The following is a 22,501-nucleotide window of genomic DNA, read 5'->3' as shown; positions in this document are numbered from 1 at the left end:
TTATTTAACGTCATGGTCGTTTATGCAATGCTGGTTTAACATCACCAGAGCGAAAACAGACCCTAGCTATTATTAGTTTAATTTAAAGGATGAAAATATGAAGCAACTCATACTTGCAGCGGCGATTTCAACTTTATTGGTTGGATGTGTTAGTACAAAATCACCCACAGGCAGAAGCCAAACCTTGCTGTTTTCAGATGCTCAAATGCAGCAAATGGGGGCACAGTCTTTTGAAACCATGAAGCAAGACCAAAAAATAAGTAAAGATAAAAACAAAACCGCTTACGTGAATTGCATCGCTAAACGCATTACCGCAGTACTACCGGATCAAAGCCAACAATGGGAAGTGGTATTGTTTGACTCTGATCAAGTGAATGCTTTTGCATTGCCGGGTGGCCATATTGGTGTGTACACCGGTTTATTAAATGTTGCTGCTAATCAAGATCAGCTAGCAACAGTGATGGGGCACGAAGTGGCACATGTATTAGCGCAACATGGTAATGAGCAAGTGTCCCGTGCCCAGCTTACCGGTTTAGGAATGCAGGCTGCTGATGCAGCAATCGGTGCATCGGGTATTGCCAATAAAGATTTATATATGGCAGGGCTTGGCTTAGGCGCCAAAGTAGGCATTATATTACCCTTTGGCCGTAGCCAAGAATCAGAGGCTGATATCGTTGGCCTTGAGCTAATGGCTAAAGCAGGCTTCAACCCAGCACAAAGTATCACCTTGTGGCAAAACATGGCCAAAGCCGGAGGCGCGCAAGGGCCTGAGCTATTGTCAACGCATCCTTCACACAGCACGCGTATTGAAGACTTACAAACGGCACAAACTCAAGTGATGCCGCTTTATACTCAAGCTAGAAAACAGTCTTTGGCTGAGTGTAAAATCAATGGCTCAAAATAGCCCAATTGTGAGGCTTTTTCACAGCATGGACGAATTAAATGTGATAGACTCCGTGCAAATTTTTATTTGATCAATGAGAGAAAGAAATTATGTCAGATGTGTTCAGCACAATGGAGCAGCATGCAAGTTATGGTGTAGGTCGTCAAATGGGTGAGCAACTCGCTGCCAATCCTTTTGAAGGAATTGATATCCCTGCTGTTCAAGCTGGTTTAGCTGATGCGTTTTCAGGAAAAGAAAGCCAAGTGTCTATGGAAGACTTGCAAACTGCTTTTACTGAAATTAGCCGTCGTTTACAAGCTGCACAAGAAGCTGCTGCTGAAAATGCAACTGCAGAAGCTGATGCATTTTTAGCTGATAATGCTAAACGTGATGGCGTAACAGTAACTGAATCTGGTCTTCAATATGAAGTACTAGTTCAAGGCGAAGGCGAAAAGCCAACGTTTGACTCAACAGTTCGCACTCACTACCACGGTACTTTCATCAATGGTGAAGTATTCGACAGTTCAGTGACTCGTGGTCAACCTGCTGAATTCCCTGTATCTGGCGTTATTGCTGGCTGGACTGAAGCATTACAACTTATGCCTGTAGGCACTAAGCTTAAGCTTTTTGTCCCACATCACTTAGCTTATGGCGAGCGTGGTGCAGGTGCATCTATTCCTCCATACACTGCATTAGTGTTTGAAGTTGAATTGTTAGACATTCTCTAATAATCATAAAAACGCCTAAGATGACTTAGGCGTTTTTGTATATAGCCAATTTTTTGTATTAAGCCTCAATATCAAATGTGAGATGCTGAGTAAGCTTTCACTGGGAGAACATATGACTGCAAAAGTAAGAGTCGCCGTTGTGGGTGCCAGTGGCCGTATGGGTCGCACATTAATTGAGTCAGCTAAACATCAAGAAGTTATCCATCTTGGCGCGGCAATAGAACGTTCAGGCTCAACCTTAATTGGTGTTGATGCCGGTGAACTGGCTGGTGTAGGTTCAATGGATGTTGCCATTACTGATTCACTTGACAGTGTGGCTGATAACTTTGATGTGCTAATCGATTTTACCTCACCTGAAGCCTCAATTGTTCACCTTGACTGGTGTGCTCGTAATCGCAAAGCCATTGTATTAGGTACAACTGGATTCAACCATGCTCAAAAAGAGCTTATTGGTGCATATGCAGAGCAAACCCCAGTGGTATTTGCGCCTAATATGTCAGTTGGCGTTAACTTGATGTGGAAGTTGTTAGAGCTTGCTGCAGAAGTGATGGGTGATTATACCGATATTGAGATCATTGAAGGTCATCACCGTTTTAAGAAAGATGCGCCATCTGGCACTGCACTTAAAATGGGTGAAGTGATCGCCAATACCCTTGGACGCGATCTTGAGAAGTGTGCCGTTTATGGCCGCGAAGGTATTACTGGTGAACGTTCACGTGACACCATTGGTTTCTCAACGATTCGTGCAGGTGATCTAGTCGGTGAACATACCGCAATGTTTGCTGATATTGGTGAGCGTTTAGAAATAACTCATAAAGCATCAAGCCGAATGACATTCGCCAATGGCGCAATGCGTGCGGCTTACTGGCTATATGATCAAAATCCGGGTCTGTATGATATGCAGCAGGTCCTTGGACTAAATGATTAAATTAAAAACCACCATTCGATATGGTGGTTTTTTTTGAAAAACCTTTTTTCATATGTGGACGAAATTACAGAACTCCTGTAAAATCGGCGAAATTTGTCAAAATTTCGTAAAACAGCGGAAATTGGTATCTTAGTGCAAAATAAAACAAAATAATTTCAATAGCTTGGCTCTTTTCTGGAGGTCGCGTTGACACAGTCTGCCTTACTCGTACTCGAAGACGGAACCGTATTTTCTGGCACTGCAATTGGTGCTACAGGTATTACAGTTGGTGAAGTAGTTTTTAACACTTCAATGACCGGATACCAAGAAATATTAACGGATCCATCATATTCACGCCAAATAGTCACTTTAACGTATCCGCATATCGGTAATACCGGTACTAATGATGAAGACACAGAATCAAGTGCGGTTCATGCTTGTGGTCTTATCATTCGCGATTTACCGTTAATGGCTAGTAACTTCCGTAATCAACAATCTTTAGGTGATTACCTAAAAGCTAACAATGTTGTTGGTATTGCGGATATCGATACCCGAAAATTAACCCGTATCCTGCGTGAAAAAGGTGCCCAAGCCGGTTGTATTATGGTGGGTGACCTAGACGAAGCAAAAGCGCTTGCACAAGCAAAAGCATTTCCTGGCTTAAAAGGCATGGATTTAGCCAAAGAAGTCACTACTGATAAAGCCTATCAATGGCGAAACGGTAGCTGGAAATTAGAGGGTGGTTTACCTTCTGATACCCCAGAGAAAGAATTGAAATATAAAGTTGTTGCCTATGATTACGGTGTAAAACGTAACATTTTACGCATGCTAGTTGACCGTGGTTGTGATGTCACCGTGGTGCCAGCGCAAACCTCCGCTGCCGATGTCTTAGCCATGAATCCTGATGGAGTCTTTCTATCAAATGGTCCAGGCGATCCAGAACCATGTGACTATGCAATTGACGCTATTCAACAAATCTTAAAAACAGAAATTCCTATATTTGGTATTTGTTTAGGCCATCAATTATTAGCATTAGCCTCAGGCGCGAAAACCTTAAAGATGAAATTTGGTCACCACGGTGCAAACCACCCTGTGAGCAATATCGAAAAAGGTAACGTGATGATCACCAGTCAAAACCATGGTTTTGCTGCGGATGAAACCACTTTGCCGGCCAATATCAAAGTGACCCATAAGTCATTATTTGATGGTTCTTTACAAGGTATCCATTTAACCGACAAGCCTGCGTTTAGCTTCCAGGGTCACCCTGAAGCAAGCCCTGGCCCAACCGATGCCGCGCCTTTGTTCGATCATTTCATCGAACTTATTGAGCAATATCGTCAGCACGCTAAATAGTTATCTAGGAGAAGAGAAAAGCAATGCCAAAACGTACCGATATAAAAAGTATTCTTATCCTAGGTGCCGGACCAATTGTAATTGGTCAGGCGTGTGAGTTCGATTATTCAGGTGCTCAAGCCTGTAAAGCTCTTCGTGAAGAAGGCTACCGCGTTATTCTGGTTAACTCTAACCCAGCAACCATTATGACCGACCCAGATATGGCCGATGCAACTTATATCGAGCCAATTCATTGGGAAGTAGTACGCAATATTATTGCCAAAGAGCGTCCAGATGCCATTCTACCGACTATGGGTGGACAAACGGCTCTGAACTGCGCACTTCAGCTTGAAGCTAAAGGCGTACTAAAAGAATTTAACGTTGAAATGATTGGCGCAACAGCAGACGCAATTGATAAAGCTGAAGACCGTAGCCGTTTTGACAAAGCGATGAAATCCATTGGTTTAGACTGCCCGCGTGCAGGTATTGCCCATAATATGGATGAAGCGTATGGCGTATTAGATATGGTGGGCTTCCCCTGTATCATTCGTCCGTCTTTCACCATGGGTGGCAGCGGCGGTGGTATTGCCTACAATAAAGAAGAGTTTGAAGAGATTTGTTCTCAAGGCTTGGACTTGTCGCCAACTAACGAATTATTGATTGATGAATCATTAATCGGTTGGAAAGAATATGAAATGGAAGTGGTTCGTGACCGCAACGATAACTGTATTATCGTCTGTACTATCGAAAACTTCGATGCGATGGGTGTTCATACTGGTGATTCAATTACCGTAGCACCGGCACAAACGCTAACCGACAAAGAATATCAATTAATGCGTAACGCTTCGATAGCGGTATTGCGTGAAATTGGTGTTGAAACCGGTGGGTCAAACGTACAATTTGGTATTTGTCCTAACACTGGCCGTATGGTCATTATTGAGATGAACCCTCGAGTATCCCGTTCATCTGCATTAGCCTCTAAAGCAACCGGTTTCCCGATCGCTAAAATCGCGGCTAAATTAGCCGTTGGTTTTACGCTTGATGAGCTAAGCAACGATATTACTGGTGGTAAAACACCAGCATCGTTTGAACCTGCTATCGACTATGTTGTAACCAAAATTCCACGCTTTAATTTTGAAAAGTTTGCCGGTGCAAATGACCGCCTAACTACTCAAATGAAATCTGTTGGTGAAGTAATGGCTATTGGCCGCACTTTCCAAGAGTCTTTGCAAAAAGCATTACGTGGTCTTGAAGTGGGTCGTAACGGTTTTGACCCGATTGTAGATTTACAATCATCAGAAGCGATGCAACGTATACGTCATGAATTAAAAGAGCCTGGTTGTGATCGTATTTGGTATATAGCCGATGCATTCCGTGCCGGTTTAAGCCGTAATGATATCTTCACTCTGACTAACGTTGATCACTGGTTCCTCGCTCAAATCGAAGATTTGATTGCCCAAGAAGCCAAAGTGGCTGAACTTGGTATGTCAGGTTTAGAGCAAAACTACTTACGCCAATTAAAGCGTAAAGGTTTCTCTGATTTACGTTTAGCGGATGTACTTGGTGTGAGTGAAGGCGAAATTCGTAAATTACGTCATCGCCATGACATTCATCCGGTATACAAGCGTGTAGATACTTGTGCCGCTGAATTCTCAACCGACACTGCTTACATGTACTCAACGTATGAAGAAGAGTGTGAAGCCAATCCATCAAATCGTGACAAAATCATGATTTTGGGTGGCGGTCCAAACCGCATTGGTCAAGGTATTGAGTTTGACTACTGTTGTGTACACGCAGCATTAGCATTACGTGAAGACGGTTATGAAACCATTATGGTTAACTGTAACCCTGAAACCGTATCAACCGATTACGATACATCTGATCGCTTATACTTTGAACCTGTTACCTTAGAAGACGTGTTAGAAATCGTCCGTATCGAGAAGCCAAAAGGCGTCATCGTACAATACGGTGGTCAAACTCCGCTTAAATTAGCCCGTGAATTAGAAGCCGCTGGGGTGCCGATCATTGGTACTAGCCCAGATGCGATTGACCGTGCTGAAGACCGCGAGCGTTTCCAACAAGCAATTCAACGTTTAAACATGAAGCAGCCACAAAACGCGACAGTCACGACTGTTGAAAGTGCTGTGATTGAAGCGGAAATTATTGGTTATCCGCTGGTTGTCCGTCCATCTTATGTATTGGGCGGTCGTGCGATGGAAATCGTTTACGACAAGCAAGATTTACTACGCTACTTCAATGAAGCAGTTAAAGTGTCTAACGCATCACCAGTATTACTTGATCACTTCTTAGATGATGCGATTGAAGTGGATATTGATGCGGTATGTGACGGCGAAACCGTGGTTGTTGGCGCGATTATGGAGCATATTGAACAGGCTGGCGTTCACTCTGGTGACTCTGGTTGTTCATTACCGCCATATAGCTTAAGTGCAGAAATTCAAGCGCAAATGCGTGAGCAGGTATCAAAGCTTGCATTTGAATTAGGTGTAATAGGCTTAATGAACGTGCAGTTTGCCGTGAAAGATAACGAAATCTACATGATTGAAGTTAACCCACGTGCAGCGCGTACCGTACCTTTTGTGTCAAAAGCAACCGGTGTGCCATTAGCTAAGATTGCAGCGCGTGTGATGGCTGGTCAAAGCTTAAAGTCACAAAACTTTACTAAAGAAGTTATTCCACCATTCTTCTCTGTGAAAGAAGTGGTACTCCCCTTCAATAAATTCCCTGGCGTTGACCCTTTATTAGGGCCTGAAATGCGTTCCACAGGTGAAGTGATGGGTGTGGGTGAAACCTTCGCAGAAGCATATGCTAAAGCGCAATTAGGTGCGACATCTGAAGTACCTAAATCTGGACGTGCTTTATTATCAGTACGTAACAGTGATAAAAAGCGTGTAGCAGCGTTAGCAGCTAAGTTAATTGAGCTGGGTTATGAGATTGACGCAACACACGGCACTGCAGTGGTATTGGGTGAAGCTGGCATTAACCCTCGTTTAGTGAACAAGGTGCATGAAGGTCGTCCACACATTCTTGACCGTATTAAGAATGATGAGTACACCTACATTATCAACACGACTGAAGGTCGCCAGGCGATTGAAGACTCACGTCAGATCCGTCGTGGAGCACTGCGTTATAAAGTGAATTACACCACAACACTGAATGCTGCATTTGCTACATGTCTAGCGCATGCTGCAGATGACCGCACTAATGTGAACTCGATTCAAGAGTTACATAAGCGCATTACTGGCTAAAATTTAGCTAGCCTACATTGTAAAGAGCCTTCATTTTGAAGGCTTTTTTTATGGCTGCGATTTGTATCTGGTTTACAAACCTTAGTTATAATGATAATAGTTATCAATACTATGTGTATGAATTTAAAGGATAATTTGCAATACCATGCTAGGTGTACTATCCTAGCCTAAATTGATCCAGATCAAGTTAAGCTATCAAGGACATCATTATGAAAGGTCATCCAAAAGTCATTAGTCAGTTAAACCGCGTATTAACTTTCGAACTGACCGCCATTAACCAATACTTTTTACATGCGCGAATGTTCAAACATTGGGGTTTAGAGAAGCTCAACGAAAAAGAATACAAGAAATCAATTCAAGACATGAAACACGCAGACAAGCTTATTGAGCGGGTATTATTTCTTGAGGGATTACCGAATTTACAGCAACTAGACAAGCTGCGTATTGGTGAAGATGCCGAAGAAATGTTGGGCTGTGATAAAGAAGCGGTAACCGAGCAAATTGCTGCATTACGTGATGTGATCAAATTGTGTGAAACAGAACAAGATTACGTTACCCGCGATTTACTTGAAGACCTGCTTGAAGATGAAGAAGAGCATTTAGATTGGATTGAATCTCAGCAAGAACAGATAGTACAAATCGGTATTCAAAACTATCTTCAATCTCAAATTAAAGATTAACAGGACAATATTATGAAAGGCAATTCAGAAGTTATTGACGCATTAAACAGCTTGTTAACCGGTGAGTTATCAGCAATGGACCAATATTTTGTGCATGCTCATATGTATGAAGATTGGGGATTTGACGAATTATATACCCGTATATTACATGAATCTGATGACGAGAAAGCCCATGCAGCTAAACTAGTGCAACGCATTCTATTTTTAGAAGGCAGGCCAGATGTAGCCAGCCGCGAAGCATTAAACATCGGTAAAGATGTGCAAGAAATGCTAAATAACGACCTACAGTATGAATACAAAGTGGCGGATGATTTACGTAAAGTGATTAAGCTATGTGAAGAGAAAGGCGATTATCAAACCCGTGAGATTTTAGAAGTCTTATTGGATGATACTGAATCTGATCACATGTATTGGTTAGAAAAACAATTACGCTTAATTGAGCGTGTTGGTTTACAGAATTACCTGCAAACTAAGATGTAATTAATCGACTAAGAATGCGTTAATTAACATTGTTAATTGAGGCGTTTGTTGATTTTAAAGCCCAGTCCCGAAAGGGGTTGGGCTTTTTTATGTTAAATGGTATCAGCAACTTTGCTACACTGGCTAACTTATTCCACCTTCCTGCTGTTATTTGAATTTTGGGTCACTGTGATATATGCGTAAAACCGATAAAAAAATAGACAATCAAATTCGACAAGTGTTAACCCAGGTGTGTGAAATCGCCCTAAATGAATATAGCGGTTTCGAATGGTTGACCCATATTGTTAATTACAGCGACTTTCCTAAAAGCTTACAGGTTATATGTGTCTTCGATACGCCTTATAACCTCAACCGTTTTATGGCATCACCTGAAAATGATGCTCTCAGTAAACTTATCCAAAAAAAGCTGTTAAGCATTAAGGTGACCATTGATATTCGCCAAGTGTCATATGACAGTGAAGATAACCATAATAAAAAACTGCATTAGTAATGAGTCTTCACAAACGTTAGATTAGGTTAAATATACCATTAAGCATGCTATTTGGCGTGGCTACAGGCTTTAGTGGCGACAGCTTTTAGTTTGACGAGCAATTTTTATAGCACAAGGTGATGGCGATTATGTATCAGGGAAAGTGTTTGTGTGGTGAGGTTAGCATAACCATAAAGGGCGAAATAAGTGATATTATTCATTGTCACTGCTCTTTATGCAGGAAAAATAGTGGCACTGCATTCGCCACAAATGGTTTCATTAATGCGGCTGATTTTGAGATTGTATCGGGCAAAAATAGCTTAAGTATATTTTCATTTAAGCCCGGTAGAAATCGACATTTTTGCAGTTATTGTGGCTCACCTGTGTACAGTTCAAACGAGCAAGATCCACAGCGCTACAGGATCCGACTCGGTATACTTGATACTGACATAATTGAAAGGCCTATTTCGCACAACTTTGTTTCATCCAAAGCAAACTGGGAAGATTTAGATGCTCAGTTACCCAGATACGATGCCTTTGAGCCTGGTCGTTAAGTTAAGCATCTAAATCATACGGTTTAGGTTAAAGCCGCTAGGAAAAGTGCTTACTTTTAACCTAGCGCAATATTGTTATCGACCATGTACTTCAACAGCTGTTGCTCATCTATGCCGGTAGACTTTGACAAGCCTGCAACCACTCCGAGTTGATCAAGTGAACTTCTATGTTGGCCAAGTTTTTGTTTACCTTGTAGCTCAGTAATCACAATTTTAAACCCGACAATCCCTTTAGCTAACTTATCTTGAAATTGCTTTGGGATAAAACCTTCAGGGCTTTCAGGGGTGGGTGTTAATAAACTCGGTTCATATTTCTGTATTGTTGTTTCTAATATCGCCATTGTGGTTTTATCGTCGGTGAGCTCAACCGTGCCTTTAGCGTGTACCACGCTGTAATTCCAGGTGGGTACAGCAGGGGAGGCATGATACCAGGTAGGTGAAATATAGGCATGAGGGCCATTAAAAATACACAATACTGAACTGTCTATAATATCCTGCCAATGTGGATTGCTACGTGCTAAATGGCCATAAAGTACCCCATGCTCACCCTCGTCTGCTTTTAATATCAGCGGAATATGCGAGGCTTCTAAGTTTGGTGATATGACAGACGCAAAACCATGTTGTGCAATAAACTGATGTATGGCACTTAAGTTGTCCATTTGCCATTTTTCGGGTACATGCATGTGTTAACTTATCCGTGTAAATAACCTATAACCAATTGATTTATCATAATAGATACTTAGTCGGAACACACAACTTATTTCCTATTCCATTTCATCTAAATGCTGTGCTTTATTTATCTGGCGGATACATTGAATACTGTTTTTACATACAGTATTATAGGTTACCTTTTTAATCTTAATGGCATCAGCAATGCGCAAAATTATTCATATCGACATGGACTGTTATTTTGCCGCTGTTGAGATGCGTGATTTTCCTGAATTACGCGATAAAGCCATTGCTGTAGGTGGACGTAGTGATCGCCGTGGTGTTATCAGTACCTGTAACTACGCGGCACGAAAGTTTGGTGTGCGCTCAGCTATGTCGAGCTATCAAGCGTTAAAGCTGTGCCCTCATTTAGTCTTGGTGCCTGGGCGGATGCAGGTGTATAAAGATGTTTCACAACAAATAAGACAGATATTTAACCGCTACAGTGATGTGATTGAACCACTGTCATTAGATGAGGCTTTCCTCGATGTCAGTGACTGTCAGCAATACCACGGCAGCGCGACCTTAATTGCCCAGGCCATTCGCCGAGATATCGAGTTAGAAACCGGATTAACAGCATCAGCGGGCGTCGCGCCGATTAAGTTTTTAGCCAAAATTGCCTCAGATTTAAATAAACCTAATGGTCAATATGTGATTACCCCCGATGAAATTCCTGAATTTGTACGCACGCTACCGTTAAAGAAAATTCCGGGCGTTGGCAAAGTCACAGCGCAAAAATTGTCGGTATTAGGGTTAGAAACCTGTGCCGATGTGCAGCTGTATCCTAAGGCAAAGTTACTGGAAAGTTTTGGTAAGTTTGGCGCAGTGTTAATTGAACGATCAAATGGCATCGATCCAAGGCCTATCAGCAATAACCGAGTGCGTAAATCTGTGGGTGTTGAAACAACATTAGCCCAGGATATTTTTACCTTAGCCCAATGCCATCAAGTATTACCGCAACTTATTCAAGAGCTTGATAGTCGGGTGAGCCGCAGCGCAAAAGATCGATTAATCAACAAGCAAGTGGTGAAGATCAAATTCAACGATTTTAAACAAACCACCATCGAGCAGCGCAGTGATGAAATATCGGTAAACTTGTTTTATCAATTGTTACAACAAGCACTGACCAGAAGTAATGACCGTGGTATTAGGTTAATTGGGGTCAGTGTTGGGTTGGCAGAAGCAGGTGAAAAAAAACTGCAAACTGAGTCGGTTGCCCAACTCGATTTACAGTTTTAAGTTTCTATGCTGAATGGCTTAAAGCCTTGCCTTACATCGCATTAAGCCTAGCCTTACATTAAGCTTTAGCTGGAATGCGTTCTAATACGGCTAATAATAACTGCCAGTATTGGCCTACGGTTTCAATGTTAACCATTTCATCCGGGCTATGCGGGTAACGAATAGTGGGGCCAATCGATACCATGTCCATAGTTGGGTAAGGCTCTTTAAATAAGCCACATTCAAGACCAGCATGGATAACCATAATGGTTGGGTCTTTTTTGTAAATGTCATTGTAGGTATCACGCACAATGGCCATAACCGGTGAGCTGTTATCCGGCTTCCAACCAGGGTAAGCGCCGCTAAACTCAATACTGGCACCCGCAAGATTGGTCAGTGCATTTAACATGCCTTGCACTTCATCACGGCCTGAGTCGATAAGCGAGCGAATTAAACATAAAATTTCAACGCTTTCTTGTTCAGTGCTAATGACACCCACATTTAATGAGGTTTCAGTTACACCAGCTACTTCATCACTCATACGTATTACCCCATTAGGGCAGGCATGTAGTAAGTCAATTAAGCTGTTTTGCGCATCTTCGCCCATCACTTTGCTTGGTGCATCAATGGCTTCTAAGGTTAACAACATGCTTGGGTCGGCAATCGCTAACTCTTCACGTACCACAGCCTGAAATGCGCTAATAGCCGTTTTTAACCCATCAACATTTTCAGCCGGTAACATAAAGCTGATATTCGCTTCACGTGGAATAGCATTACGTAATGAACCACCGGTAAAATCAACAAGTTCTAACGCTAATTCATCACTGTATTTAAACAGAAAACGTGCCAGTAGTTTATTGGCATTACCACGTCCAAGGTGAATATTTACCCCAGAGTGGCCACCTTTAATGCCTGACAAGGTCAGCTTAAACGATTGATTGCTCAGCTCAGGTGCTTGCCATGAAAGTGGCACAGATATCTGGGCGTCAACACCGCCAGCACAACCCATGTAAATCTCACCTTCTTGTTCAGAGTCGGTGTTGATCAAAATCTCAGCGTCTAAATAACCGGCTTCTAACCCAAACGCGCCGGTCATGCCGGCTTCTTCATCAATGGTCAATAAGACTTCTAGTGGACCATGTTTAATGTCATCGCTGCCTAGCACGGCTAAAGCCGAAGCCATGCCAATGCCATTATCTGAACCTAATGTTGTACCTTTTGCTTTAACCCATTCACCATCAACATAGGCTTCGATAGGATCTTTTTCAAAGTCATGCACTTTGTCGGCATTTTTTTGTGGCACCATATCGATATGAGCTTGTAAGACAACAATTTTGCGATCTTCCATACCGGGTGTGGCAGGTTTACGAATAATGAGGTTGCCCACTTTATCTTCAACCACGCTAAGGCCTTTGCCTTTTGCCCATTGTTGAATATGGCTTGATAGCGCTTGTTCATGCTTAGAAGGGTGGGGAATAGCACAAATTTGTTCGAACCATTGCCAAAGAGGTTGTGGATATAATTGATTTAATGCAGTCACGAAACGTCCTCAATCAAGATAAAATATGCCATTATTCTAACATAGGCTGTTCAATTGCCATTGTGACTGCGTGGTTTTTCTTTGCAGTAGACACGTTATTGTGTAAATAAAAATTCACTCTAGAATGACCGTTAACGCTAACACTAAAAATCAATCAGACCGTTCATACACCAAGAATAATCGACAATAAAGCATAAGGAAAAATCATGTTTCAAGTGCCAATAGTAGATGTAAATAACGATCAGGCCATTTTTGAAGGCGAAGGTTTTGATGCCGTCATCGTCGTCACTGCTGATTTAACTCAGCTTGCTCAGCAAGAGATTAGCTTATTGGCTGAACATGCTAAGCAGATTGACCACCGCGTAGGCAAGCAAGCCACATTACTGTTTGCCCCTGGTTTAGCTGGTGGCAGACTGATTATTGCCCCGGTAACGGGTGATGATGACTATGCCGATGTGCGCATTTTTGCCAAAGCCGCAAAAGAAGGGATCAGTATTGCCAAAGATGCAGGCGCCACTAAACCTTTATTAATTGTGGCATCGTCTCAAGACCCTCGTTTTAGCTTTGCCACTGAAGTGGCTGCACTGGCTTGCGGCCAAGCATTGTGGCAACCACTCGAAACCCGCGAAGCAAACTCACTTACGCCAGCATTAACCGCTATTGGCTTAATGGCCAGCTCACCTAAAAGTGAACTGTTAAATGCATTAGAAGCGGGCAGAGTATTAGCGCGTGATTTATGCGGTACTGAGCCTGAGCGCATGAGTGCGATTCACTTTGCTGATTACTGTGTGGCGTCTTTTAAAGACAGCGGCCTTGATGTTGCCGTAGTAGAAGATAAAGCGACCTTAATAAAAGATTACCCCTTGTTAAGCGCAGTGGGGCGCAGCTCATTTGATGTTGCGCGCCATCATCCACGGGTGGTGAAAGTGGCTTACACCGGTGAAGGTGAAATTAAGCGAACATTGCTATTTGCCGGTAAAGGTGTGGTATATGACACTGGCGGAGCTGACATTAAAATTGCTGGTGGCATGGCGGGTATGAGCCGTGATAAAGGCGGCGCAGCAGCTGTTGCTGGGTTAATGAAAACCCTATCAATATTAAAGCCTAAGGGCGTTAAGGTTATCGCCGAGCTGGGTTTAGTGCGTAACAGTATCGGCAGTGAAGCGTTTGTTACCGATGAGATTATTACTAGCCATGCAGGTGTTCGAGTCCGTATTGGTAATACTGATGCCGAAGGGCGCTTAGTATTAGCTGATTTGCTGTCGCATTTACGCATTCAAGCAACACAAGCGGTTGCGCCGTCATTATATTCGGTAGCGACCTTAACCGGTCATGTGGTGCGCGCCTATGGTAGTTATACTGCCTTAGTTGAAAATGCGGTGGCTAAGCAGCAAGGCGTGGCAGCAACATTGCAACACATTGGTCAGCAATGGGCTGAACCTTTTGAAGTGTCATACTTACGCCCTGAAGATTTTGATAAGGTTGCAGATAAAAATGGTGCGGCAGATGTGATATCGTCAAATAATGGCCCGTCATCAGTGACCGCGCGAGGACATCAATACCCTGCAGCATTTTTATTGAAAGCCTCAGGCTTAGATAGCCACCATTTAAAAAGCAGCCAACCGTTAAGCTATACCCATATTGATATTGCCGGCAGCGCGACTGAAGGTGATCCCTTATACGGCAAGCCAACAGCACAACCTTTGGTTGCTTTATTACAGTTTGCGATCGGGTAGTGTTTGTTATTTATTTGCAATTTAAATCAATAACTTAAGTCGACGTTAATAATTTGTTTTGCATTTGTTAAAACCTTTATTTGGTAATGTTATTACTAAATAAAGGTTTTTTGTGATTTATATCAAATAAAGCTTGTAATTAAATTACGGTTTTGTATAATTCTCTTCGTCGGCAAGCAAGACACCGTCAATGCTAGTAAATCCAGGATGGATGTTATCTCCAAGGAATCGAGTGAAAGAAAGTTGTCTCAATGGATTGAGAAAGGTTAGTTCCACGGATCAGAACCACTACTAGGTTTATACAACTTTAATTTGGAGAATTTATTATGTCTTATTTAGGCAATGGCAAGATATTTTGGCAAAACACTTGGATTAATCCAGAGGCTTTGCGCGGCGGTTTTTTCGCCATGAAGTTTTAAGATAGTTCAACTTATTTCCGTTTGACTATTCACCACCTTTTTTTCGTCGTTTTGACGTTTTGACTCGGGTAATTGATCAGCTTGATTGATTCCCTTATCACATCCCCAAGTGATACTAGTTTTCCGTTCCCCAACGGGATACTTGAACCATGTCAGCCTACTCAATGAGTAGGCTTTTTTTTGCCTGTCGTTTATGTCATTTCAGCCACGGGCTTCAATCACAAGCCTGCTTAAAATGCCACTTCAGATTAATGGGGGGCACTATAAGTGCCTTTAAGAGTATTTTGCTTAAGCATCATAAAAAGGGCTGGTTTAGTTTCTTTTGTTAAAGCGGAGAAATTCTTAAAGCAGAGCAATTATTAAAGCGGAGCAATATTTATGTCCCGTTATATATTTTACCTAATGATTTTAAGGGTAAACCAGTCATCTGCTAATTACTTCAATTACTTCTACCTTAAATAGTGATCTATTAGATCTCAATTAACGTATTAATTTTGTTAATTTTTTATTAGAGGTCTATTATGTGGTTCAGTTCAACAATTAGTCGGAAAACGCTGGCATTGCAGTTAGTTACCACGCATCAGTCAGCGGCTGTTGTGGTCGATGCTCAGCAAAATATTATTGCCGTTAATGATGCTTTTAACCAATTAAGCCAGCGCTTAAAACAAGCTGGTCATAATCAAACCTTTACCTTATTGCTTCGTCGTTATGACAGTATTAGCAAAACTATTCGCTGTGATGAAAACCTAATATTTAATCAGCAAGTTATCCAACTTACTTATAAAAACTTAGCGTCTTGCTCACTTTATACGTTTGATGCTGTATCAACGCCGTTATTAAATGAAAGTGTGTGGCAAGCGTTATTAGCTTTCAGTGGCAAGGCCTATGTTGTATTTGATAACAATGAAAAGTTAGTAACAGCTAATTTTGAACCCATAAATACAGATTATATCTATTTAAATCAATCTGATAAGAATTTAAGTAAAACGTTACAAAACGGGCTTAACAATAAAGATCAACTACTTTGTTTATCTGAACAAGACAAGGTCTATGTTCATGTGGTGCACCACAAAATTGATTCTGGTAATCAAAAGCTCACAGCCTATGTATTATCCCATCAAGAGCAAAACCAGCATATCAAGCAATTCGAAATGTTATCAAAGGTGGTAAGCAATACTAGCACTAGTGTATTAATCACTGATAAATATGGTTTAGTCGAATATGTAAACCCTGGTTTTGAAAAGCTTTCAGGCTTGACCCTTGCAGAGGTGAAGGGGAAAAAACCCGGTATTCTTTTACAAGGTGAACAAACCGACAAAGAAACGATTAAGCGCATATCTCAAAAGCTCAAAGCAAAACAAGCCTTCTATGAAGAGATATTAAATTTTGATAAAAATGGGGTGCCATATTGGATTGTATTGGCGGTAAATCCGATTTTTAATGACAAGGGTGAGCACACAGGTTTTGTTGGTGTGAGCTCGGATGTGCGTGAAATAAAGCGTATTGTGTTGGAACAGATTAATCAAAGAGATGCAATAAGTAGTCATTCGGCAGTGTTAGAGTTTAACCAAAATGGTCAGTTTATTTCGGCTAATGACTATACTAAAAAGCAGTTAAATTTATACGACGATATACAAATGCAAAATGTAGTGGGAAATTTAAAAGACCATTTAGATCATTCTCGTACGCAGATGATCCTACGAGGCGAACCGACAGCAGTCATGATGAAACTGATTTATCAGGGCACTGAAGTTATTTTAGATTGTATTATTTCTTCCATTACGGATTTGAATGGAAATATTTCTAAGTATATTGTTTTTGGCAGTAATGTTTCTTCTCGTAATAAGTTAGTGACCGAAACGCATCATGCTATGTCTACAGTGTTGAGTAAAATTCAAAATACGGTAACGACCATTAATGCGGTTGCCGATCAAACTAACCTATTAGCCCTCAATGCTGCCATCGAAGCAGCAAGAGCCGGTGAAGCAGGACGAGGATTTGCCGTGGTTGCGGACGAAGTTCGTAATCTTGCAAAAACGTCGAATGACGCCGCGGTTCAAATTGGCCTACTCATCAATGAAACTCAATCTCATGTTGATGAATTAGCTTCGTTTCTAAGTGAGTAAGCCGATCTTAACTTGCGCTAGCAGCCTGTAAGTTGTTCAAACAGCGCACTTAATGAGTGGGCTTGAAATGAGTTGGCTTATGCGGTTGTTGCATGAGCTGATTGCTCTAATGGCCAACAAAGAAGATAAGTGCACTGCAGATTTCACTCGTTGCAATTCATGGCGTTCAGCATTTAGTCCAGCTGAAGTCATTCAAATTTGTTGCCGACGAATTTGTAATAGGGCTGATTGACCTATTCCTGATAGGGCCTGAGAGTTATAGACACTTTTTATGTTATTCACTCTCCGGCACGCTGCATGCTTTCGAAATAAAGCTCAGCTGACCCATCCAAGGGTCGGATGGTCGGCTCGAAAATCACCATAATGAATCTTTCGAGTATTGACTTAATCGGCAAGTTTTAAAGAGTGAGTGGCATAAAGTTATTTAAAAACAATGACTTGATTTGATCCTCCATGTCAGCTTATGTGTATGGCCAGCAGCCACTATGAACATGGCGCTTTGGTTATAGCAAAGCATGTATCGTGAAGTTTATCTATGTAGGTTCAGCATGATATTTACTCACCGACACGCAGCATTCTTTCGAAATAAAAAAGTCCTTGTAGCTCAGCCGACCCATCCCTGGGTCGGATGGTCGGCTCGCAAACTACCATGATGAACCTTTCGAGTATTTGCTTAATCGGCAAGTTTTAAAGAGTGAGTAGCATAAGATTATTTCAAAACACTAACTCACTTTTGCCCAGAAGTTTGTTTGGAAATATGGCCTGCGGCCACTAACGTCGTGGCGCTTCACCCACACCAGACCAAAAGGGTATCAACAGCAATACCCTCTTGGATCACCCTGCCGCCCCAGACGAAAAATGCTGAAAAACGCATAATTTTCGATGGGGATCGATCCAGCTTTAAACTTTATCTGTATCCGGCTTCGGCCATTGTCGAAAAGCCCTAACGCTTCCGATGAGCCGTCCCTGGCCCAACGAAAGCTAGCGTGGCATCCATGCCAAGCTCACGGCCTTTTCTCGATGACCTCAATTCAAAATGGACATCCCGGCTTTTCTTATGGAATTGTTAAAAATGAAGTTAAATCGAAGAAGCGAAAATATCATCTGCATAAGAGCCTGCGGCAGGCAATTGGTTAGATTGAAGTCGAGAATTGACTTAACCTACCCAATATAACTTGTATTAAAACATTGAATTAAAAGTATAAAGTAGATTAAAGTATGAAAACTTAAGGACAAAGTAGGGTAACCTCGAACACTATCATCGAGTGCGCCATTTAGGGAAGAAAAACCATTCAATAACATGTGCCTATTAATTCCCCTAAAATGTTTACCCTGACCCAACTAATTTTCTAGGATAAACTACACACAAGTATTAAAATATGATATTTTTCCTACTCTTAGACTGAAACTCACCCATTAAACAGTTGTTACTAGCCACAAAAGTCAAAAGGAAATGTCTATGAATATATATCAAAGGCTTGACCCAGCTGGCTTTCATTAAATAGGTTTTTGATGAATAAATATCTTGTAGTTATGGTGCATGGTCTTACAGGTGGCGAAAACACTTGGAGAAATAATGATGGTAAACTATTTGCGGAACTTTTAATGGAGGACGATAAAATCAAACAAAAGTTTGATTTTATCGAATTTGATTACTTTACAAAAATAGTAAACTTAAAAAACACAATCTTATCAAAAGCTATAGTTGGGATTATGAATATAATACCTGGCTTGAATTTAGATAAACCAATAATTAAAAAAAATGTTTCCATACTATCAATCGCAGATGAATTAGCTGCTTTTATTGAATGTGAAGCATTAGGGCATTCTAAAATTATTTTTGTATCTCATAGCATGGGTGGATTAATAAGCAAGAAGTTTATTCTTGACCAACTTGATGGTCATCATGAAGATATAACTAGCGATACAATTGGTTACATTTCTTTAGCTACACCACATAGAGGTTCTTTCCCATCGCTAATTCTAGGTCCGTTTAACTTAAACGCTAAAGAGTTAAAGCCACTTGATAAGGATATGACAGAACTTAATGACAAGTGGGTAGAAAATTTCAACATACTTCCAAAGAGTTTTTATTTAGAAGCGGAGTATGATGAATGTGTTGGGAAATTAAGTGCATCTCCCAATACGAATAAAAAATACAAGCCGAAAGTAATGCAAGAAGACCACACGTCAATATGCAAACCTAAAGACATCAATTCACTTACATTGAAAATTGTTAAAAAACAGTTGCTTGAAATAGCACATGACTGTGACCAAATTGAACTAACAAAACACGAATATGACTCAGAAATTCATTGTTATGACAAAGAGATATTTGTTATAAAACTATTACTGGCATCAATTGAAGAAAATTTAATTGAAGACGCAAAAGAGTCATTTTTTCATGCTGAGTTAGTCATGAAGTCTGCCACTAAAGAAGAATATGAGTGTTTCAACGAACTAAAAGTTCGCATAATTAGTATCTATAGAAATTACTCCTCTGCGTCTAAAAGTAAAAATGCTAATGATATTGTTAAGGAAGTACATAGTAAAATTATTGAGTTGGACAAATCATCTTTGGATTGTGTGATTAAGTACTTAACTTTCGTGCATAAAAAAGGAATTTTACATCAAGAGGCGAATAAAAATAATTTAAAAATAAACTGGGATAACGCAATTAAAGTTGAAGATATAAATGATAGGATAAAATGCAATGCATGATTATAGAGACGACAAGTTTTACATTACTTTCCTATTGTATTATTTAGTTACTAACTTACAAAAGAACTCGAAACAAAAAAACATACTAACTAAAACTAAACTGACGAACATATACCACTTAGTTAACAATCCCATACTACTGAAGAACGCATTCAAACTCTTCGATCTTGGAGACTTAAAGTCCTATCAACCTGACCTATATGAACGTTCATTATTACCTAGTGACTTTCAGTCAAACGATAATTTCACTAACGCATTAATTTATCTATTTCATATAAACAGAATAAAAATAAACGATGATAGAACTATTGAAACTGTCAGTGATGATAATGTGCTATTCGATAACATTGACTCTAACTTTCTTAAGGATAACCTAGTTAACCTTAAGAAAATAGTTACTAAAAGTGAAGCGCAACTAACAAAATTAGCAATGGGATAGTTATGGATAACATCTATTTAAATTTTAAAAAGCTTATTATTATTGGTGTCAACAGAAATTACACTTGTGATTTTAAACCAGGTCTAAATTTAATTTGGGGTGATTTAGATTCAGGGAAGTCGAGTATATTAAACTTAATTGATTTTTCTCTTGGCGGTAAATTTGGTGATTTAGATAATGATCAGATAAAAGGCTATGGTAGGACTGTTTGTTTAGAAGTTGAACTAAACAATACTACAATAACTTTACAAAGAATTCTTGGTGACAATCAAAATACTATAAAGCTATATGAATCATCTTTTGAAAATATCAATGAACATTATCCTGCCATTTGCAGTGCATCACCTTCTAAAGAAGAACCTGATGGGTGGATTTCTGATAAATTACTAGATTATTTAAATATACCAAAGGTGCAGATAAAGGAGTCCCGTTATAGAGATAATGCAAGAAACTCTAGATTGAGTTTTAGGGACTTGATAAAGTTAATTCATTTGAAGCAAAAAAGAGTAGCCAGTGAAAACCTTATGGATTTGACTGTTGGGGCAGTGTTTAATCGGAACGTTGAAGTTCAAAAGTTTGTTTATGGCGTTCATGATAACCAGATATCTGAGCTCAATCAGCAGTTAACAACTGAAAGTAGAATGTTAAGTGACATAGAGAAACAAACATCTACAATTAATAATTTCCTTAAAGCCACTAAGTCTTTTGGTTGTAGCCAAGATGAATATGAAAATATTAATAATCATATAGAACAAGCAAACAGTGAAATTGAAATGCTGAAGTCTGATGAGAAGATCGCATCTATTGTCACAAGCAACATAAAAAACGAATTAGAATTAGTTAGAAAAAAGACCTATTTATTACAACGATCAATAAGTAATAATAAATTAAAACTTGGTGATTATCTGAAATTAAAATCATCTTACGAAAAAGATTTAAGCTGCTTAAACAGCTCAATATCAATGCGAAGCACGCTGACAGTCAAAGAGTTAGAACTAAGAAAAGTAAGTTGTCCAACCTGCAACTCCTATATTAACCTTTCATCTAACACATTGAGTGATGAAGATTTAAACAGCGAAGTAAAATCAATTAAAAATAGAATCGCAGGATGTAAATCGGCAATAGAAAAAATTAAAAATACAATAAAAGAGGATGAGGACGAACTTGCTGGGTCAAATGCTGTTTTCAATAATATAAGAGAAAACTTCGATAAAAGTAACATGGAACTATTGTCACCAACTATTGAGGCTATTTCTAAAGCTGAAGCCGCAAAGCAATTACTAGTAGGGAAAATTGCTGAAATAAAGAAAAACAAGATGCTAGGGTCAAAGCTAGATGAAATGTACTCTATGATTGACAATAAAAAAATATCAATTGAAAAAATAAAAAGAGACATCAAAACTGTTGAAGAGCGATTAGGCAATATTGATAAAACTATCGAATCACTATCAAATCACTATCACAGACTAATGAAAGACTCTAAACTGACTAACTTCTATGGTGCAAAGATCGATGATAAATTCATGCCAACATTTAGGGATAGGGCGTATACCAAAATGTCCTCTGGTGGGGTCAGAACTTTAATGTCAGTAAACCTTTATATTTCAAGGTTAAATTATTTGATGGATAATGGAGGGTACTTACCTACAACTTTATTATTAGACACGCCAGGTCAAAACATTGGTAGATATGTAAGAGAAGGTATTACAGAGGATAACCTTTCAGACCCCTCTATTTATGAACAAATATATCAATCACTTAAAGATCTAAAAATAAAATCTAAAGGAAATCATTATCAAATAATTGTTGTTGATAATGATTTAGCTAACTGCCTAAATGAGGGCGATTACCATTTAGTGAAAAGGTTCGATAAAACAGAGCAGTATGGAGATAAAGGGCTTATTAGCGATGCTGTTATTCTACATACCTGATGACCACACATTAACGTACAGGAAAGATTGATTTAAAAGTTTTGAGTTGGTTTATCTGAACCAGAAACAATAAACCAACTCTAGTCAAGCGATTGTCACTGACTGACTGTTATTGTAGAGGATGAGTTAATTTGGCCACTAGTTTAGAATTTTTGCCAAATATAAAGTAATCCTTCAAGCGCTAATCAAGCAAAGCCAGTAACTCATTTTTGTCCAAAAACGAGTTAACTTTTGTTCTGATTTAGCTTTTACTACAATCACAAATGAAGCTAAATCGAAGAGATATAAATGCGGGTGCAAATGAGCCAGCGAGTATCCAAAACAAGGATGTTTTTGTTAAGCCCACATGGAGGTGCTTGCGGCG

At 40.0% G+C, this 22,501-nt stretch carries 16 protein-coding genes; 14 read left to right on the top strand and 2 right to left on the bottom strand.

Going from position 1 to position 22,501, the window contains the following annotated elements:
• Window positions 1-97 precede the first annotated feature (97 nt).
• From ACRWQM_RS13650 to ACRWQM_RS13610, 9 genes are all read left to right on the top strand, one after another.
• The gene (locus ACRWQM_RS13650) at window positions 98-904 is read left to right on the top strand and encodes a M48 family metallopeptidase (protein ID WP_434930326.1); all 807 of its coding nucleotides are present in this window, start codon (window positions 98-100) and stop codon (window positions 902-904) included.
• An 89-nt stretch (window positions 905-993) separates the two neighbouring features.
• Complete coding sequence (locus tag ACRWQM_RS13645) at window positions 994-1,611, top strand: FKBP-type peptidyl-prolyl cis-trans isomerase (RefSeq protein WP_226410806.1); 618 nt, start codon at window positions 994-996, stop codon at window positions 1,609-1,611.
• A gap of 112 nt (window positions 1,612-1,723) precedes the next feature.
• Window positions 1,724-2,539 carry a 4-hydroxy-tetrahydrodipicolinate reductase gene (gene dapB, locus ACRWQM_RS13640; protein WP_434930325.1) on the top strand — a complete coding sequence of 272 codons (816 nt, stop codon included), beginning with the start codon at window positions 1,724-1,726 and terminating at the stop codon, window positions 2,537-2,539.
• A 174-nt stretch (window positions 2,540-2,713) separates the two neighbouring features.
• Window positions 2,714-3,871 carry a glutamine-hydrolyzing carbamoyl-phosphate synthase small subunit gene (gene carA, locus ACRWQM_RS13635; RefSeq protein WP_434928950.1) on the top strand — a complete coding sequence of 386 codons (1,158 nt, stop codon included), beginning with the start codon at window positions 2,714-2,716 and terminating at the stop codon, window positions 3,869-3,871.
• Between the two features lie 23 nt (window positions 3,872-3,894).
• On the top strand, window positions 3,895-7,116 hold the full coding sequence (gene carB / locus ACRWQM_RS13630) for a carbamoyl-phosphate synthase large subunit (protein ID WP_434930324.1): 3,222 nt from the start codon (window positions 3,895-3,897) through the stop codon (window positions 7,114-7,116).
• Between the two features lie 209 nt (window positions 7,117-7,325).
• Complete coding sequence (gene bfr / locus ACRWQM_RS13625; protein ID WP_434930323.1) at window positions 7,326-7,796, top strand: bacterioferritin; 471 nt, start codon at window positions 7,326-7,328, stop codon at window positions 7,794-7,796.
• Between the two features lie 12 nt (window positions 7,797-7,808).
• A complete protein-coding gene (bfr, locus tag ACRWQM_RS13620; RefSeq protein ID WP_434930322.1) occupies window positions 7,809-8,276 on the top strand; it encodes a bacterioferritin in 468 nt (155 codons plus the stop codon).
• A gap of 175 nt (window positions 8,277-8,451) precedes the next feature.
• The gene (locus ACRWQM_RS13615; RefSeq protein WP_434930321.1) at window positions 8,452-8,763 is read left to right on the top strand and encodes a Fis family transcriptional regulator; all 312 of its coding nucleotides are present in this window, start codon (window positions 8,452-8,454) and stop codon (window positions 8,761-8,763) included.
• Between the two features lie 131 nt (window positions 8,764-8,894).
• Window positions 8,895-9,299: a GFA family protein gene (locus ACRWQM_RS13610; RefSeq protein WP_434930320.1), complete on the top strand. Its 405-nt coding sequence runs from the start codon at window positions 8,895-8,897 to the stop codon at window positions 9,297-9,299.
• 56 nt (window positions 9,300-9,355) lie between these two features.
• Here ACRWQM_RS13610 and ACRWQM_RS13605 read toward each other — a convergent pair whose 3' ends face one another.
• On the bottom strand, window positions 9,356-9,982 hold the full coding sequence (locus ACRWQM_RS13605; protein WP_434930319.1) for an FMN-binding negative transcriptional regulator: 627 nt from the start codon (window positions 9,980-9,982) through the stop codon (window positions 9,356-9,358).
• A gap of 190 nt (window positions 9,983-10,172) precedes the next feature.
• Between ACRWQM_RS13605 and dinB the strand changes: the two genes are divergently transcribed.
• On the top strand, window positions 10,173-11,246 hold the full coding sequence (dinB, locus tag ACRWQM_RS13600; RefSeq protein ID WP_434930318.1) for a DNA polymerase IV: 1,074 nt from the start codon (window positions 10,173-10,175) through the stop codon (window positions 11,244-11,246).
• A 58-nt stretch (window positions 11,247-11,304) separates the two neighbouring features.
• On the opposite strand, the gene ACRWQM_RS13595 is transcribed toward dinB, so the two are convergent.
• Window positions 11,305-12,765: an aminoacyl-histidine dipeptidase gene (locus tag ACRWQM_RS13595; protein WP_434928498.1), complete on the bottom strand. Its 1,461-nt coding sequence runs from the start codon at window positions 12,763-12,765 to the stop codon at window positions 11,305-11,307.
• 206 nt (window positions 12,766-12,971) lie between these two features.
• On the opposite strand from ACRWQM_RS13595, the gene ACRWQM_RS13590 reads away from it, so the two are divergent.
• From ACRWQM_RS13590 to ACRWQM_RS13575, 4 genes are all read left to right on the top strand, one after another.
• The gene (locus tag ACRWQM_RS13590) at window positions 12,972-14,501 is read left to right on the top strand and encodes a M17 family metallopeptidase (protein WP_434930317.1); all 1,530 of its coding nucleotides are present in this window, start codon (window positions 12,972-12,974) and stop codon (window positions 14,499-14,501) included.
• A 940-nt stretch (window positions 14,502-15,441) separates the two neighbouring features.
• The gene (locus ACRWQM_RS13585; protein WP_434930316.1) at window positions 15,442-17,046 is read left to right on the top strand and encodes a methyl-accepting chemotaxis protein; all 1,605 of its coding nucleotides are present in this window, start codon (window positions 15,442-15,444) and stop codon (window positions 17,044-17,046) included.
• 1,512 nt (window positions 17,047-18,558) lie between these two features.
• A complete protein-coding gene (locus ACRWQM_RS13580; RefSeq protein WP_434930315.1) occupies window positions 18,559-19,767 on the top strand; it encodes an ABC-three component system protein in 1,209 nt (402 codons plus the stop codon).
• 441 nt (window positions 19,768-20,208) lie between these two features.
• Complete coding sequence (locus tag ACRWQM_RS13575; RefSeq protein ID WP_434930314.1) at window positions 20,209-22,137, top strand: hypothetical protein; 1,929 nt, start codon at window positions 20,209-20,211, stop codon at window positions 22,135-22,137.
• Window positions 22,138-22,501 lie beyond the last annotated feature (364 nt).

The organism is Shewanella sp. HL-SH5 (assembly GCF_051163755.1).
Taxonomy (GTDB): Bacteria; Pseudomonadota; Gammaproteobacteria; order Enterobacterales; family Shewanellaceae; genus Shewanella; species Shewanella glacialimarina.
Note: the sequence above shows the minus strand (reverse complement) of the source record. Positions and strands in the feature narration are given on the sequence as shown.

Coding starts and splice junctions, on each gene's coding strand:
- ACRWQM_RS13650 (WP_434930326.1), top strand. CDS start 98: ATGAAGCAACTCATACTTGCAGCGGCGATTTCAACTTTATTGGTTGGA.
- ACRWQM_RS13645 (WP_226410806.1), top strand. CDS start 994: ATGTCAGATGTGTTCAGCACAATGGAGCAGCATGCAAGTTATGGTGTA.
- dapB (WP_434930325.1), top strand. CDS start 1,724: ATGACTGCAAAAGTAAGAGTCGCCGTTGTGGGTGCCAGTGGCCGTATG.
- carB (WP_434930324.1), top strand. CDS start 3,895: ATGCCAAAACGTACCGATATAAAAAGTATTCTTATCCTAGGTGCCGGA.
- bfr (WP_434930323.1), top strand. CDS start 7,326: ATGAAAGGTCATCCAAAAGTCATTAGTCAGTTAAACCGCGTATTAACT.
- bfr (WP_434930322.1), top strand. CDS start 7,809: ATGAAAGGCAATTCAGAAGTTATTGACGCATTAAACAGCTTGTTAACC.
- ACRWQM_RS13615 (WP_434930321.1), top strand. CDS start 8,452: ATGCGTAAAACCGATAAAAAAATAGACAATCAAATTCGACAAGTGTTA.
- ACRWQM_RS13610 (WP_434930320.1), top strand. CDS start 8,895: ATGTATCAGGGAAAGTGTTTGTGTGGTGAGGTTAGCATAACCATAAAG.
- ACRWQM_RS13605 (WP_434930319.1), bottom strand. CDS start 9,982: ATGCATGTACCCGAAAAATGGCAAATGGACAACTTAAGTGCCATACAT.
- dinB (WP_434930318.1), top strand. CDS start 10,173: ATGCGCAAAATTATTCATATCGACATGGACTGTTATTTTGCCGCTGTT.
- ACRWQM_RS13590 (WP_434930317.1), top strand. CDS start 12,972: ATGTTTCAAGTGCCAATAGTAGATGTAAATAACGATCAGGCCATTTTT.
- ACRWQM_RS13585 (WP_434930316.1), top strand. CDS start 15,442: ATGTGGTTCAGTTCAACAATTAGTCGGAAAACGCTGGCATTGCAGTTA.
- ACRWQM_RS13580 (WP_434930315.1), top strand. CDS start 18,559: ATGAATAAATATCTTGTAGTTATGGTGCATGGTCTTACAGGTGGCGAA.
- ACRWQM_RS13575 (WP_434930314.1), top strand. CDS start 20,209: ATGGATAACATCTATTTAAATTTTAAAAAGCTTATTATTATTGGTGTC.